This window comes from Nocardia speluncae NBRC 108251 (genome assembly GCF_001613245.1).
GTDB classification, from domain to species: domain Bacteria; phylum Actinomycetota; class Actinomycetes; order Mycobacteriales; family Mycobacteriaceae; genus Nocardia; species Nocardia speluncae.
In genome coordinates, this window is the sequence record NZ_BDBZ01000020.1 from 155,447 (window position 1) to 169,804 (window position 14,358).

16 protein-coding genes and 1 pseudogene are annotated in these 14,358 nt (G+C 67.0%); 7 read left to right on the top strand and 10 right to left on the bottom strand.

Translation table 11 applies throughout. The features are described from left to right. Window positions 1-9 precede the first annotated feature (9 nt). Entirely contained in the window at window positions 10-510 is a 501-nt protein-coding gene (locus NS6_RS19725) for an ArsI/CadI family heavy metal resistance metalloenzyme (protein ID WP_068043806.1), read from the top strand. Window positions 511-636: 126 nt separating this feature from the next. After that, window positions 637-1,335 carry a dienelactone hydrolase family protein gene (locus NS6_RS19730; RefSeq protein WP_210747039.1) on the top strand — a complete coding sequence of 233 codons (699 nt, stop codon included), beginning with the start codon at window positions 637-639 and terminating at the stop codon, window positions 1,333-1,335. Between the two features lie 351 nt (window positions 1,336-1,686). On the opposite strand, the pseudogene arsB reads toward NS6_RS19730, so the two are convergent. The 4 genes and pseudogenes from arsB to NS6_RS19750 all read right to left on the bottom strand — a co-directional run. After that, window positions 1,687-2,739, bottom strand: a pseudogene (gene arsB, locus NS6_RS19735) (ACR3 family arsenite efflux transporter); the annotation flags it as partial. Continuing rightward, entirely contained in the window at window positions 2,736-3,104 is a 369-nt protein-coding gene (locus NS6_RS19740) for an ArsR/SmtB family transcription factor (RefSeq protein ID WP_068043809.1), read from the bottom strand. The pseudogene arsB and the gene NS6_RS19740, both read right to left, overlap by 4 nt. Window positions 3,105-3,296: 192 nt before the next feature. Then, entirely contained in the window at window positions 3,297-3,779 is a 483-nt protein-coding gene (locus NS6_RS19745) for a DinB family protein (RefSeq protein ID WP_068043811.1), read from the bottom strand. A gap of 145 nt (window positions 3,780-3,924) precedes the next feature. Further along, window positions 3,925-4,551 (bottom strand): TetR/AcrR family transcriptional regulator, encoded by a 627-nt coding sequence (locus NS6_RS19750; protein ID WP_245669421.1) that lies wholly within the window; start codon window positions 4,549-4,551, stop codon window positions 3,925-3,927. A gap of 101 nt (window positions 4,552-4,652) precedes the next feature. On the opposite strand from NS6_RS19750, the gene NS6_RS19755 reads away from it, so the two are divergent. Beyond that, window positions 4,653-5,612 carry a zinc-binding dehydrogenase gene (locus NS6_RS19755; RefSeq protein ID WP_068043813.1) on the top strand — a complete coding sequence of 320 codons (960 nt, stop codon included), beginning with the start codon at window positions 4,653-4,655 and terminating at the stop codon, window positions 5,610-5,612. A 215-nt stretch (window positions 5,613-5,827) separates the two neighbouring features. On the opposite strand, the gene NS6_RS19760 is transcribed toward NS6_RS19755, so the two are convergent. Beyond that, window positions 5,828-6,238, bottom strand: a complete 411-nt coding sequence (locus NS6_RS19760; protein ID WP_068043815.1) for a RidA family protein — start codon at window positions 6,236-6,238, stop codon at window positions 5,828-5,830. Between the two features lie 79 nt (window positions 6,239-6,317). On the opposite strand from NS6_RS19760, the gene NS6_RS19765 reads away from it, so the two are divergent. Next, a complete protein-coding gene (locus NS6_RS19765) occupies window positions 6,318-6,707 on the top strand; it encodes a winged helix-turn-helix transcriptional regulator (protein WP_068043817.1) in 390 nt (129 codons plus the stop codon). A gap of 213 nt (window positions 6,708-6,920) precedes the next feature. Here NS6_RS19765 and NS6_RS19770 read toward each other — a convergent pair whose 3' ends face one another. Next, the gene (locus NS6_RS19770) at window positions 6,921-7,541 is read right to left on the bottom strand and encodes a putative quinol monooxygenase (protein WP_068043818.1); all 621 of its coding nucleotides are present in this window, start codon (window positions 7,539-7,541) and stop codon (window positions 6,921-6,923) included. A gap of 420 nt (window positions 7,542-7,961) precedes the next feature. On the opposite strand from NS6_RS19770, the gene NS6_RS19775 reads away from it, so the two are divergent. Together NS6_RS19775 and NS6_RS19780 are read left to right on the top strand one after the other, a co-directional pair. Further along, on the top strand, window positions 7,962-8,798 hold the full coding sequence (locus NS6_RS19775; RefSeq protein ID WP_245669422.1) for an aminoglycoside phosphotransferase family protein: 837 nt from the start codon (window positions 7,962-7,964) through the stop codon (window positions 8,796-8,798). An 85-nt stretch (window positions 8,799-8,883) separates the two neighbouring features. Beyond that, entirely contained in the window at window positions 8,884-9,393 is a 510-nt protein-coding gene (locus tag NS6_RS19780; protein WP_068043820.1) for a GNAT family N-acetyltransferase, read from the top strand. An 80-nt stretch (window positions 9,394-9,473) separates the two neighbouring features. Here the strand turns inward: NS6_RS19780 and NS6_RS19785 are convergent, their stop codons facing one another. From NS6_RS19785 to NS6_RS34860, 4 genes are all read right to left on the bottom strand, one after another. Further along, window positions 9,474-10,676 (bottom strand): cytochrome P450, encoded by a 1,203-nt coding sequence (locus NS6_RS19785; RefSeq protein WP_068043822.1) that lies wholly within the window; start codon window positions 10,674-10,676, stop codon window positions 9,474-9,476. 109 nt (window positions 10,677-10,785) lie between these two features. Further along, complete coding sequence (locus tag NS6_RS19790) at window positions 10,786-11,382, bottom strand: TetR/AcrR family transcriptional regulator (protein ID WP_068043823.1); 597 nt, start codon at window positions 11,380-11,382, stop codon at window positions 10,786-10,788. 225 nt (window positions 11,383-11,607) lie between these two features. Further along, window positions 11,608-12,438, bottom strand: a complete 831-nt coding sequence (locus NS6_RS19795; RefSeq protein WP_068043825.1) for an SAM-dependent methyltransferase — start codon at window positions 12,436-12,438, stop codon at window positions 11,608-11,610. A 235-nt stretch (window positions 12,439-12,673) separates the two neighbouring features. Continuing rightward, window positions 12,674-13,222, bottom strand: a complete 549-nt coding sequence (locus NS6_RS34860; RefSeq protein WP_157112841.1) for an Rv3235 family protein — start codon at window positions 13,220-13,222, stop codon at window positions 12,674-12,676. A gap of 430 nt (window positions 13,223-13,652) precedes the next feature. On the opposite strand from NS6_RS34860, the gene NS6_RS19805 reads away from it, so the two are divergent. Next, on the top strand, window positions 13,653-14,357 hold the full coding sequence (locus tag NS6_RS19805; RefSeq protein ID WP_068043829.1) for a metal-dependent hydrolase: 705 nt from the start codon (window positions 13,653-13,655) through the stop codon (window positions 14,355-14,357). Window position 14,358: the final 1 nt, after the last annotated feature.

Consider the following 14,358-nt stretch of genomic DNA (forward strand, 5'->3'; position numbering starts at 1 on the left):
AGGTTCGCGATGTCTCGTGTACAGCTCGCTCTGAATGTCGACGATCTGGAACAGGCAGTCGGGTTCTACTCGACCCTGTTCGGTGCCGAACCCGCGAAACGCAAACCCGGATATGCGAATTTCGCGATCGACGAGCCGCCGCTGAAACTGGTGCTTATCGAGAACCCCGGTCAGGGCGGCAGCATGAACCACCTCGGAGTGGAGGTCGAGTCCTCGGACAAGGTCCGCGCCGAGATCGCACGCCTGGCGGCGGCCGGCCTGTTCACCGAAGAACAGATCGCAACCACGTGTTGCTTCGCCACTCAGGACAAGGTGTGGGTGACCGGACCTGACGCCGAACGCTGGGAGGTCTACACGGTCCTCGCCGATACCGAGCATTTCGGTACCGCGCCCGACTTCGCCGCGACCGACGACCGCGCAGCGGTACAGGCATGCTGTGGTACCGGCAGCAGTGCTGAAGCCGGCGACGCGGAAGAGGTCGCCTGTTGCACGCCGACCGCCGAACGGTGAACCCCGTGCCGCGATCCGGGCACAGCAGACCGCACCCGACCCGAGCAGCTGTTTGCCGGAGGAAACGCGGGTAATCCGCTCCCGATATGCCGGGACACGGCAATCCGTACGACGGGAACGGAAACTATGAACGACTCCACCGGCAACGGCATGTTCGTCGACGAGGAAGTGCGGATACCCGCCGGCGATATCCATCTCGACGCCCGGATCCGGCTGCCCGCGCCGGACTGCGGAATCGTCGTTTTCGCGCACGGCACCGGCAGTGGCAGGCACAGTCCACGCAATCGGCATGTGGCCGCCGCGCTCGAGCGAGCCGGACTCGGCACCGTCCTGCTCGATCTGCTCACGACTGAGGAAGAGCACCGCGACCTGAGCACCCGCGAGCTTCGGTTCGACATACCGCTGCTGTCCGGCCGGCTGACGGCAACCGTGGACCGGCTGGCCGGGCAGGCGGCAACCGCCGAGAACCCGGTCGGCCTGTTCGGTGCCAGCACCGGTGCGGCGGCCGCACTCCGCTCTGCCGCCGAGCGCCCGGCCGCAGTCCACGCCGTTGTCTCCCGCGGCGGCCGCCCGGACCTCGCGGGCGACGCCCTCTCCCGAGTCCGGACACCCACCCTGCTCATCGTCGGCGGCGCAGACCACATGGTTCTGGATCTCAACCGGGACGCCCAGCAGCATATGACCGTGCGTCCACGGCTGGAGATCGTGCCGGATGCCACGCATCTGTTCGAGGAACCCGGCACACTCGACCGGGTCGCCACGCTCGCGACCGACTGGTTCCTGGCCCACCTCGGCACCGCACCCACAGCGAGCCCTGCGTCGTGAGCCGGGTCAGGCGCCGAGCGACCGGACCTCGCTGTCGAGCAGCGCAGCCTGGGTGACCAGGTCATTGTCTGCCGGGCTGTCTCCCAGTTGGGCGATGAGGTCCGCACGCGTCACGACGACCAAGCCGGCATCGTCTCCCGGAGATCGGTCATAGATCTGCATTCGCCCCTCGGACAGTACGAGACAACTATCCGGCCCGGCCTCGAGCAGCCGATGGAGGTCGGCCGCCTCGACCTGCGCGCTCTTTCCGGATGATTTGTCGGTATTCATGCGCCCCGGATGCCCCGAGTGTCCGCGCGGAAACACCTTCGCGCGCCGCGGCTCGAGATGACCAGTGGGAGCACCACGGCCGGAAATCCGGAACTTGTTGCGTAGTGCGAGGGACACATAGACCAGTCCGACCAGCACCGGCACTTCGATCAGCGGGCCCACCACCCCGGCAAGCGCTTGGCCGGAGGCTGCGCCGTAGGTGGCGATCGCGACCGCGATGGCGAGTTCGAAATTATTGCCCGCCGCGGTGAACGCCAGCGTGGTGGTCCGCTCGTATCCGAGGCCCATGAGCGCGCCGAGCAGGTAGCCGCCGCCCCACATGATCGCGAAATATGCGAGCAGCGGTACCGCGATCCGCACGACATCGAGGGGCTGGGCGGTGATTCGCTCGCCTTGCAGGGCGAACAGCACCACGATGGTGAACAGCAACCCGTACAGGGCCCACGGCCCGATGCGCGGGATCAGCGTCGCCTCGTACCAGTCGCGGCCTTTCGCGCGCTCCCCGAATCGGCGGGTGAGGTATCCCGCCAGCAACGGTATCCCGAGGAAGATCAGCACCGATTTCGCGATCTCCCAGGGCGAGGCCTCGATCGTGGCCTGCGCCAGCCCCAGCCATCCGGGCAATACCGACAGATAGAACCAGCCGAGAACCGCGAACATGATCACCTGGAAGACCGAGTTCAGCGCCACCAGAACAGCGGCGGCTTCCCGGTCACCGCAGGCCAGATCGTTCCAGATGATCACCATGGCGATACACCGCGCGAGACCGACGATGATCAGTCCGGTTCGGTATTCGGGCAGGTCGGGCAGCAGCAGCCACGCCAGCGCGAACATCAGCGCGGGGCCGAGTAGCCAGTTCAGGACCAGCGACCCGGCCAGTAGCCGCCGGTCGCCGGTGACGGTGTCGAGGCGGTCGTAGCGGACCTTGGCCAGCACCGGGTACATCATGATCAGCAGCCCGATCGCGATCGGCAGTGAGATCCCGTCGATTTCCACCGCGGCCAGGCCGTCGCCTAGTCCGGGTATGAGCCGGCTCAGCAGTAGCCCGGCAACCATCGCCACCCCGATCCACACCGGCAGGAACCGGTCCAGGGTGGAGAGCTTCCCCACCACACCCGGCGCGCTGCCGGTCACGCGTTCACCTCGGCGGCCGCGCCGCTTTCCACCAGCAGCACCTGCGAGAGCCGGCGCAGCACTTCCGGAACCGCCCGGTAATACACCCAGGACGCGCGTCGCTCGCTGGTGAGCAGTCCCGCGCCGCGCAGCACCTTCAGGTGGTGCGAAATCGTCGGCTGGGTCAGTTCGATGCCCTCGGACAGATCGCACACGCAGGCTTCCTGCCCGGCGCGCGACGCGATCGCGCTGAGCAACTGCACCCGCACGGGATCCGACAGCGCTTTGAACAGCACCGCCAGCTCCACCGAGGCATCCGCCGACAGTGGTTCCCGGATCCGGGCCGAGGGGCTGCATCCCTCGCCCGGCACCGGCGAATTAGACATACATCGATATTGACAATTATCGAACCCATAAGGCAAACGAACGCCCGGTGAACTACCCCACGGCCGGCGCCGCCGGGTCGTCCGGCCCACCGGCGTCCGACCAGCCGGCGACTCGATGCCCTGGCGCCGGGACAACCGGAGGCGATCCCGGGCCGTTACGGAACTGCGGGGGTCGAGTGGTCGGCGGCGACCTCAGCGTCCGGTCGCACTGTCGATCAGTTCGCGGAGGATATCCGCATGCCCGGCATGGCGGCCCGTCTCCTCGATCATGTGGACCAGCGCCCACCGAACGGTAGGTGCCGGACGTCCGGATCGGGGGCGTGGGACGGGCGCGCCGAGATCCGCGCACCCGTCGAGCACCTCGTTCGCCCGCTGCGCCGCCTCCCGGTATCGAGCGACCACATCGGCCACGCTGTCGGTGGGAGATGCCCGGAAGGTCGCCTGCCAATCGGTGACGTTCTCGCCGAGAAATATCGAACGCTCGACAGCCGTCAGATGTTCGAGCAGCCCCAGCAGGTTCGTGCCCGACTGCACGGCCGCCGCCCGGACCTGCGGTTCCGGGGCGCCGTCGACCTTCGCCGCGATCGAGGTCCGGAGGTAGTCGAGAAAACCGCGCAGAGTCTCGGCCTCGCTGTTTCCCGTTCTGGGGGGCGGAGCGTCGACGCGGCGGGGCATGGTGGGCACGATGGTCTCCTTCTCGAGCCGGGCTGCACCCTGAGCTTGCCGGACACACGAGCACCTGGCACGAAAACTTGCCGTTCCAGCAATTTGGGAGCCATGGGTCTTACCGGCCCGGGAGCTCGGCATCGGGAGCGAGGCTTCAGCCCACTATTGCGGGGGTCAGCCGCGGAACCGGCGGTAGCGGTGCGGCCTCCGAGGTAGCGCGGAACGCCTCGATCACGAAGGCGGCGAAGCGCCGGGAAGCCGCGGTGCGCGCAGCCTGCGAGCCGGGTTGGATACCTCGGTGCGCCATGAGCATCAGCATCAGGTCTTCCAGCACGAAATCGGGGCGGAGGTGCCCGGTTTCCTTGGCTCGGCGCGCCAGTTCGGCGACCGATTTCAGCGCGTACTCCCGGCTCGCGGCGAAATCCAGGGCGTTCGGGAACGTCGACATGAAGGCTTCGGTGAAGCCTCGGCTGCGCGCGTTCAAGTCGAACGTCCGCTCGATGACGTGACAGAAGCCGCGCCACGGGTCCGGATCGGCCAGGCCCTCGTCGGCGATGGCGTGACAGATCCGCATCTGGTCGGCGAATGCTTCGGTTGCCAGGGATTCCTTGGCCGGGAAATGGCGATACAGGGTGGCGGGCCCCACCTCTGCGAGCCGCGCGATCTCCCGCATCGGCACGTTCAGCCCCTCGGTGGCGAACAGGGTGCGCGCCGCATCGAGGATGCGTTCGCGGTTGTCCCTGGCGTCGGAGCGCCGCGGGTGAGTCAAATGATCGGGCACCCCTCTCACTTTAGCTAAACGGACGGGGGCGTCCGTTAGCGTCGGCAACGAGCGAGACGAGCCATTGTCTCCGCCGACCGAACCCAGAACGAGGAGAGACAGTGAAAGCAGTCGTCATCCAGTCATTCGGCAGCCCGGACGGGCTGGCCGTCATCGATACCCCAGCCCCCGTTCCCGGCCCGGGACAGGTGACGATAGCCACCGAGGCGATCGGCGTCGGCGGTGTCGACGCGATGATCCGCCGCGGCACCCTCGCCGGATACGGCATCGAGGAAGGCCATATCCCCGGTTCCGAGGTCGCCGGAACCGTCACGGCCGTCGGCGAGGGGGTCGATACCTCGTGGACCGGCAAGCGTGTGTGGGCGTTCACCGGCCGCGGCGGGGGCTATGTGGAACAAGCCCTCGCCTCGGCCGACGAGATCCTGCCCCTGCCCACAGATCTGTCCGTCACCGACGCGGTCACCCTCGGAAGTTCCGGAATGGTCGCCCATTTCGCCCTGGCCCACGCTCATTTCGCGTTCGGGGAGACCGTGCTGGTACGCGGCGCGGCCGGCAGTATCGGCGTTATGGCGGTCCAATTGGCGGCCCGTGGCGGCGCCGGCGCCGTGGCGGTGACGACTTCCTCGGCGGAACGCGGCGACCGGCTCCGCGCCCTCGGCGCAACCCATGTGGTGGACCGATCCGGCGCAGGCGCCGACGCCCCCATCGACTACGACGTGATCCTCGACATCATTTCCGGGCCGGATATGCCGATGTTCCTCGACAAACTCGCACCGAAAGGCCGCATGGTCGCCGCCGGCGCCGTCGCAGGCTTCCCGCCACCGGATTTCGGCGCGGCCATGCTGAATTCGTTCTTGAAGTCGCTGTCGTTCGCGACCTTCAGCGCCGACACGGTCGCGCCGGCGGACCGCCGTGCCGTCCAACTCGACCAGTGGGCCGCCGCCGGTCGCGGCGACCTGCAGGCAGTCGTACACGAATCGCTCCCCCTGGAGAAAGCCGCACTCGCACACCGGAAGATGGACGAGGGCGAAGTGTTCGGCCGAATCGTCCTGACCCCGTAGCCGACACACGAACCATCCGGGCATCAGGGCGCCCGTGATCGCACAGACTGCGGCAACGTCGGGCACAGTCCCCGAAAACGTAACGACGAATACGCTGGGCCCGGTGACCAGCACTCATCCGCCCGGATGGCAGCGTCGGCACAACGAGGCAGCGCGTCCGCGAACTCGGTCGGCTCGGCCGCTGCGTGCGCAGCGGCCCGAACCGAATTCGACGATCAATCGAGCACGGCGTACGCCTCGACCTCGACGAGCACATCGGGTTCGAAGAGGTAGTCGACGCCGATCGCCGACAGCGGCGGTAGCGGCTGGGGTATCCCCAGCTCGTCGACAACGCTGCCCAACCCCGCGACGAAATCGTCGTATTTGTCCGGGCTCCAGTTCGTGACGAAGAAACGCAGACGTACGACGTCGGCGAACGTCGCGCCCGCCCCCGCCAGGCCGCGCGCCGTACTGCGCAGGGCGTGTGCGACCTGGCCGGCGAGGTCACCGGTCGCGACGGGGTTACCGTCGGCGTCGCGCGCGATCTGCCCGGCGACGTGCACCTGGCGGCTGCCGGTGGCAATCGAAACGTGGTGGTAGGGAACGGGCGCGAACATACCTTCGGGGGTGAGTAGCTGCACTGCCATGGGTGGTCCTTTCGCTGGTGGAAGCAGGTATCCAATTTCTACCTGGTGCCCGAAGGGAACTTCAACGAGACTAGGTTTCATGACGGAAACCACCGCACCGGCCCCGCAGCTCACCCAACAGCACCGCGACCTGCTCGATCAGGTGCTCGACAAGTGGTCGCTGCGGATCCTCGATGCACTGTGCGAGCACGGACCGTTGCGTTTCAACGGTCTCCGCCGGGCCATACCGGTGGTGACCCAGAAATCGCTCACCGCCGCGCTGCGCCGCCTCGAACGCAACGGGATGATCGAGCGGATCGTCACCGGCACCCGCCCCGTCGCGGTCGAATACCGCCTGACAGCGCTCGGCAGATCGCTACAGGATCTCCTCGACGCACTCCTGAACTGGGCGACGGGCACCTTGCCCGAGGTCGAACGCGCCCGCACGGAATTCGACGACCGGCTGGAGGCGGATCGGCAAGCGCTGTAGCACCGCGACCCGGCTGCGAGAACCGGCGGTCATACCCGCAGGGTGCGGGCAAGGAGTTCGGCCTGACGGACGGGTCGACTACGAATTGACCCCGCTGGGTCGCAGCCTGCTCACCATCATCGACCCCTTGGTCGCGTGGACGCGCGAACACCGGACGGAAATTGTCGCCGCGCGGTCCGAATTCGACGCGCGTCCCGAGTCCTGATCCCGCGTTCAGGCCATTTCCGGCACCCGCAGATGCGCGAGCGCCAATTCGAACTCCCGCACGTCGAGCGCTTCGACACCGGTCTGCCGGGCCGCATCCACCCGCAGCGAAGCCGACTGCTCCCGGCTCGCCCGCATCGCCGCAGCACTGCTGTAGCTGGTACACGAGACCGCGCGGCCGGACCTGCGGTTGATCATCAGACTCGCACTGCAGAACCCGTCCAGCTGCTCCATCGCGGGCAGGGTGGCGGACTTGTAGATCTCCACGGCCGAATCGATCCGGCTCGGATCGGTCTTCACCCAGGTCGCACGCGCACAAGCTCCCTCGCTGACACGGTGCGCCCGGTGCAGTCCGGCAATCTCCCATTCCTCGATCTGCGCACTGCCGCCGAACATGGCCAGCCCCTGGTCGCGGAGAGGAGCGACCCGCTGTTTACTCTCGTCCATCGCCTCCTGCGACTCCCACGAGCTGGTAGCGATGCAATGCCCGTTATCCCGGTCGACCAGCAGCGACATCCCCATACACCCGGGAATCTCCCGCAACCCGGGCAGGACTTCATCGCGCATATACGCGATCCCGGAATCGATAGCGGAGGGTCGCGCCTGAATTCTGGTAGATCGCGCGAACACGACCCACCCCCTCTCTGCTCGGGGCGGCACCCCGGTGGCGCCACCGGTCCCTCCACCCTGCTCCCCCACCACCGCACAGGCAAGGGGTAGCCGGTCGCGGTCCCACGACTCCCGCAGTGCACAGCGGTTGTCCGGTCCTCATCGACCGTCACGCTGCGGCCACTACCGGTAACCGGGCCGGTCGCACCGGGATGCCCGGCATGATGTCGCCGGGTGCCGCACGCGGAAACCGCGATGAAGACGACGCCTATTTCCAGGAGCGCAATCAGCGCGGCCGGCTCGCCTGAATTTCAGGTTTCGCTGCCGGGCCGGTGACCGGGCAGCGTCACTGGGGAATTCGCCGTGTGTGGCGATCGATCGGCGGCCGGACTGTCGCAGGTTGCGGAATCTCGGCCATCGCGGACACCCTAGGCTGTCGCCGTGCCGGGAAAAGATGCTCTGTCGAACGCTCACCGGGCCTTACTGGACAGCTGGTTCGCGCGCTGGGAGGCCCTCGCGGACCACTCGTGGCCGCTGCAGGATACGACGGTATTGCGGGTCCGCGCGGACGGCGGCGACTTCATCGTCAAGGCATCCCGGACGAGTCACCATATCGATCGGGAAATCGCGGCACATCGGTCGTTCCTGTCGTCGTCCACCGCCGCGGTACCACGTCTCGTACACGCTGACGTGGAAGCGAAGATCCTCGTCGCGACCTATCTACCGGGCGAGCTCGTCGAAGGTACAGCGGCGGAATGGGTTACGTCGACGTACCGCAAGGCCGGACAGGTACTCGATGCCCTGCTGGTTCCGGGAGAGGTATCCCCGGATTACGTCGGCAACCTACGGGATAGAGGACTTCGATCGATCACTGATGCCGGCGGACTGGTCACCGCCGGGCATCTCGACGAACTCCGGAAACGACTGACGAACATCGCTTCCCGCCCCGTGCGACTGTCGTTCACTCACGGCGACTACCACCCTCGTAACTGGCTACTCCACGACGGCGATCTCGCGGTGATCGATTTCGGCCGTGCGGACCAACGGCACTGGACCAGTGATCTGGTGCGTTTACAGGCCCAGCAGTTCGCCGCACGACCGGATCTGGCCGCGGCGTTCACCACCGGGCTCGGACGCGAATTCGGCGAAGAAGACCTCGAGATTCTCGAACTCGAATGGATGTATCAGGCGATCACGACGGTGGTCTGGGCGCACGGGATAGGCGACGTCCCGTTCGAGGAGCACGGTCGTCGGATGATTGCCAGAATTGTGAACTAGTCCATGGTCGCCGGGCTTCCCGGCCGTCGCGGCCGCACCGGCAGCGTCCAGGGCCATGGGATCGTCCAGCCGAAGGGAGTAGGGAATGCCGAATATGCGCCGGGCGCATCTCTCGGACCATCACACGATCGTCGGATGTGTGCAGCGGTGGTGGGGCGATTCGCGCACGCCCGAACAAGCCCGCGAACTCTCCCTGCTGCTACCCAAACTGTTCCTGCAGTTCTTCTCCCACACCAGCCTTGTGCAGGAGGACGACACCGGAATCACGGCGTTTCTCGTCGGCTTCTATGCCACCGACAACCAGCACGAGGCTTATATCCATTTCGTAGGTGTCGACCCGCGGCTGCGCGGGCAGGGCGTCGCGCGCACGTTGTACGAGGAGTTCTTCCGGCGCGCCGCCGAGACCGGTCGCCGGGAGGTGCGTGCGATCACCGCGCCCACGAATACCGGGTCCATAGCATTCCACCGCGCCATGGGCTTCGAACTGGAGAAGGGTGATCTCGAGATCGAGGGCCTACCGGTTCACCGCGACTACGACGGCCCCGGACAAGACCGTGTGTGTTTCCATCGGAAGCTCACCGTCGCCCCGGTGTGATCCCGCGCGCACGGACCGGGTATTTCTCCCGCGTCCCCGGCGCCCGGCACGATGTGTGCCAGGCGCCGAACACTCCTTGTTCACCAGGTAACGAGTAGCTTTTCCGGGCCCCGCACCAACAGCCCCGACTTCCACGGGATCTCGTCCACCGGCGCTGCCAGGCACAACCCCGGGAATCGCTCCAGCAATGCCTCCATCGCGACCTGGAGTTCGATCCGCGCCAATTGTGCGCCGAGGCAGTGATGCGCGCCGTACCCGAAAGCGATGTGCGGATTGCGCTGCCGGGTGAGATCGAGTGTTTCGGGATCGTCGAACACGGCTTCGTCCCGGTTGGCGGACTGGGTGTGCACGAACACCGCGTCCCCCGCTCGCACCGTGACCCCGCCGAGCACCACGTCCTCTGTCGCCACCCGTGGCTGCCCGCCGCCGGCACCGAGCTGGGTGTGGCGCAGCAGTTCCTCGACCGCGCCCGGAATCAGCTCGGGGTCGGCGCGCAACTGGTCCCAGTATTCGCGCTGGGTGAGCAGGACGTAGGTGAAGTTGGCGATCTGGTTTGCGGTGGTCTCGTGGCCGGCGATGAGGATCCCGACCCCCAGGTTCACCAGTTCCTTCTCGCTCAGCCGGTCCGCGTCGTCGCGGGCCGCGACCAGGGCGCCGAGCAGGTCGTCGGTGGGGTGTTCCCGGCGCTGGGCGACCTGTTCGGCGAGGTAGCCCTCGAGCGAGCCGCGGGCGGATTCGATCTGCTCGCGGGTGTAGGCGGTGGTGGACAGGATCGCGTCGGAGAAGTCCCGGAAACGGTGCTGCTCGCGGGCCGGCACGCCGAGCATTTCGCAGATCACGGTGACCGGGAGCGGCAGGGCCAGTCCCTGCACCAGATCAGCAGGGGAACCGGCGCGTTCCATTTCGCCGAGTTTCTCGTCGACGATCTGCCGGGTGCGGGGGCGCAGTTCCGCAACCCGGCGGCCGGTGAACGCCTTGGCGACCAGTTTGCGCAGCCGGCTGTGCTCGGGTGGGTCGAGGCTCAGCAGTGAATCGGCCTGTGCGGGGGTGGGTGTGGCGCGCGGGACGTCTTCGCGGCCGACGGTTGCCGCGCGGCTGAATCGGGGATCGCCGAGCACCGTTCGCACGTCGTCGTAGCGGGTGACGAGCCAGCCCTGGCCGCCGTAGGGCAACTCGACCCGGCTGACCGGCTCTTCGCGGCGCAGTTTCGCGTAGAGCGGGTCCATATCGAGACGTGTCGGTGCACCGAAGGGGTAGTGGCGCACCTCGGTGTTCACGGTCATGCGGTCTCCCTTCCGCGGCGCCCGGGGATCGGACACCCAGCGATGTAAGCAGTTGCTTACTTAGCCAGGGTAAGGGTGTGCGGGATTGCGCGTCAACGACGCGATCGCCTTATTCCGGAGGGAATCCCGGATCGTTGCGTTCCAGCAGTACACCCGCCGCACGCAGCACATATCCGGCAATCTCCGCAGGATCGGCGCCGGCCAGCGGCTCCCGGCGCAGCACCGAACGCACCATCCCGATGCCGAGCAACCAGGCCAGCAGTAGATCGGCGCGTAACTCCGCGCCCGCCTCGTCGGTGAGCGAGGACAACGCCCGGATGTACTCCTCCCCCAACTCCCGGCGAATCACCGACGCACTCGCCTCGTGCCCACTGGACCGCAACGCCGCCTGCAACCAATCCCCGTGCGCCGCGGCTTCGCTCGGCTCGAGCGCCTGTTCCAGCAGCCGCGACAGCAGTGTCTCCACGGACCCTGATTCCAGCATCGAGCGGCCCCGATCGGTCATCGTCGCCCGGAACAGCTCGTCCTTGTTCCCGAAATACCGGAACAGCAGGGCCTGGTTAACACCCGCCCGGGTCGCGATATCGCGCACCGTCGCCCGCTCGTACCCCCGCTCGGCGAACAATTCCCGCGCCGCCCCCAGAATCGCGGCCCTGGTGGCCGCGGAATCCCGTTTCCGGCCACCCGGCTCGTTTCCGCCGACCATTTGTCCTCCGATCCACCGATATCCGGACAAGCAGCGTAAACACATTCCGGCAGCGACCGACCCCCGAGTGTGGACAGATCGCCCGAATATCCGCCTCGTCGATATCGCAGCCGGTGACATGCGCACCTCGTTCGCGCAACCCGGCAGCGGGCGCCGATACCCGAGGGGGCCGAACCCGTGATTACCCAGCTCCGCCCGGCGGTTCCTGGCTACATCGGCTCCCTCTTACGATTTGCGCGCCAACCCGGCCGATATGAGCTGATCCCATACCGTCAGTTCCCGTTCCGCTGTACCGATATTTTTGATCGGCGTATCGGACTCGCCAGGGGTATCGGGCCGCCACAGCACCGCGGGCACGATACCCGGCTCGAGCAGTTCCAGATCACCGAACAATTCGCGGATCTCGTCGTCCGTGCGCCACCGCCCGCGGCCGAACGTCGACTGCAATTTCTGTTCCGCGGCCTCGGTCTCCGAATTACCGCCGGAGCGGAAGTGAGAGATGAACACCTCGCTGCCCGAAGGAATCTGATCGCACCAATAGGAAACGAGACCGCGCGGATCTTCGTCGTCGTTGAGGTGGTGCAAGATCGCGCTGAACACCATCGCCACCGGCCGGTCGAAATCGATGAGCCGGCGTACCTCTGCGCTGTTGCGGATCTTTTCGGGCTCACGTACATCGGCCTGGACCACGGTAGTGCGGTCGTCGGTGGCCAGCAGCGTCCGGCCGTGCGCCAGCACGATCGGATCGTTGTCCACATAGACGACCTTCGCGTCGTCTGTATATCGCGCCGCGATCTGGTGCACGTTATCGGCGGTCGGCAGACCACTACCCAGGTCGATGAACTGTTTCACCCCACTGCGGGCGATATCACGCACACCCCGCACCAGCGCCTGCCGGTTCCCGAAAGCAATAGCCACCGAGCCGGGCAGATCGACCTTGAAATGATCGCCGATCTTCTGATCGACGGGGTAGTTGTCCTTCCCCCCGAGCAGATAGTCATACACCCGTGCGATGCTCGGTGTATTCGGATCCACGACGCCCGCACTGTCATTCATCACGCTCTCCCATCGACGGGGCCTCCCGCGCCCTCATGGTATGCAGCCGCGCAATCCTTTGTCCCCGCAACCACTGTGGCTCGATCTCCACATCGGCGCAGCGCTGCCGGTGAGCGGTTACTCGTATTGCCCGGCAGCTGGCCCATGGACGTCGTGCATGACGCGTAGTCGGCCGGGCTGAGCAGGATCACTTCGCCGGCGGCGAGGGCCAGCGCGACCGTATCCGCACGGGCGCTCAGGTCAGGCGTAGCGCGGCAAGCTTCCAACCGGTGGCCGTGTGCTCGACGCGGCCCGCGAGGGCGAGCCGGCGGGGGCCGCGCTGGTACATGGCTATCAGTTCGAACGCCTGGTCGCCGGCCGGGAACAACCGGAACTTGGTGAGCACTGCGGCGCCCAGCGTCCGGCTGGGGGCATGATCGCCCGCCACCAGGACACCGACCGTGTGCACCAGTGCGGACGCGCACAGGGTGTTCAGCTGCGCTACCGGACGGCGGCGGTCCAGGACCTCCAGCAGGATCCGCAGGGCCCTTCCGGTGAATTCCCTGGCTTCGCTCGGTTCGGTGCTGTCGTCGGCCGCATGCCCGGCTCGGTGCGCACGCCGGATCCCCGCCGGTGTGCTGCGGTTGGCGCGCAGGGATTTGCGATCGATGCGGGGACGGCACCCGGCGGGCGTTTCCGCGGGTGCGCCGGTCGGTGCCGGTGCAGTAGAGACAGCACCATGGGATTCGTCCGGCGCCGACCTCGCCTCGCGGTCGCTGTTGCTCCGCGGTGTGCCGGTCTGCACCGGCGGCGCCCCCGGCAAGGGCCGCCCGGGCGGCCGGGTCCCGGGCGAAAGCATTCCGACCGATGACACGCCGGACGATAGCGTTCCGGGTGACGGTGGCTCGGCACCCTTTGGCCGGGCCGGCGGCAACCCATCCGACGAGTCCGTCGACGGTTCGAAATCGGGCACCCGATACAGAATCGGCCGGTCATCACGCATTCGACACCCCCTGGCGAGAACGGATCACTCCACCGGCGCTCCGGTCGCGCCAGCATTGCATCGATGGAGGCCGGGGTACAGGGATGCCCCGGGGCCTTTCACCGAAACCACCGTCAGCACGGCGTGTCTCGCGATCGCGGGCTTCCGGCGCGTCGTGCGCCGGTCCGGGTTGTCGGGATCGATTGCTAACTTTGATCGCTACGTTCGATCGCACCTTGATACGGGAGATGTTTTGCTCGGCCATTCCCATGCCACCAGCGGCGCCTTGGCATTCGCCACCGCCGCTACCGTCGTACCCGTCCCGGTGATGGAATTCGTGCGCGGCCCTGTAGAAGTCAGCGCACTCGAATTGATCCTGGGGGCGCTGATCACGGCGGGTGCGGCGCTGCTGCCGGATATCGACCATCCGGGCGGCACGATCGGGAATTCGCTGGGCCCTTTGAGTAATGCCGTGGCAAAGGGGGTCGCGACCGTTTCCGGTGGGCACCGCAAGGGCACGCACGGGTTGCTGTTCGTCCTGCTGGCGGGCTGGGCGACCTGGGCGGGCGTGAACTATCTGGGCAGGTACTTCACCCTCGGCGTCATCTTCGTCATGCTCGCCTTCGGTATCCGGGCCCTGCATCTGACGCCGCGCGGCGATTCCTTCCGCGCCTGGGGTTTGTGTGTACTGCTGGCCGGCGGCGGCACCGTACTGATGGACCGCTGGCTCCCGGACTCCCCGTATTGGCTCCCGTTCGCCATCGGCCTCGGCGCACTCATCCATATCGTCGGCGACTGCCTCACCGACCGCGGCTGCCCCCTGCTGTGGCCGTTGAAGCCCCGCCTGGCCGTCCCGATCATCTCCCGCACCGGGAACAAGGTGGAGACGTGGGTGCTCACACCGGCGATGGGCCTGGTAACGATCGCTCTGTTCTACCTCTACGCAGTGCCCCAATAGT

Coding starts and splice junctions, on each gene's coding strand:
- NS6_RS19745 (WP_068043811.1), bottom strand. CDS start 3,779: ATGCCCCGCCGCGTCGACGCTCCGCCCCCCAGAACGGGAAACAGCGAG.
- NS6_RS19760 (WP_068043815.1), bottom strand. CDS start 6,238: ATGGCAGTGCAGCTACTCACCCCCGAAGGTATGTTCGCGCCCGTTCCC.
- NS6_RS19725 (WP_068043806.1), top strand. CDS start 10: ATGTCTCGTGTACAGCTCGCTCTGAATGTCGACGATCTGGAACAGGCA.
- NS6_RS19765 (WP_068043817.1), top strand. CDS start 6,318: ATGACGGAAACCACCGCACCGGCCCCGCAGCTCACCCAACAGCACCGC.
- NS6_RS19730 (WP_210747039.1), top strand. CDS start 637: ATGAACGACTCCACCGGCAACGGCATGTTCGTCGACGAGGAAGTGCGG.
- NS6_RS19790 (WP_068043823.1), bottom strand. CDS start 11,382: ATGGTCGGCGGAAACGAGCCGGGTGGCCGGAAACGGGATTCCGCGGCC.
- NS6_RS19780 (WP_068043820.1), top strand. CDS start 8,884: ATGCCGAATATGCGCCGGGCGCATCTCTCGGACCATCACACGATCGTC.
- NS6_RS19795 (WP_068043825.1), bottom strand. CDS start 12,438: ATGAATGACAGTGCGGGCGTCGTGGATCCGAATACACCGAGCATCGCA.
- NS6_RS19740 (WP_068043809.1), bottom strand. CDS start 3,104: ATGTCTAATTCGCCGGTGCCGGGCGAGGGATGCAGCCCCTCGGCCCGG.
- NS6_RS19785 (WP_068043822.1), bottom strand. CDS start 10,676: ATGACCGTGAACACCGAGGTGCGCCACTACCCCTTCGGTGCACCGACA.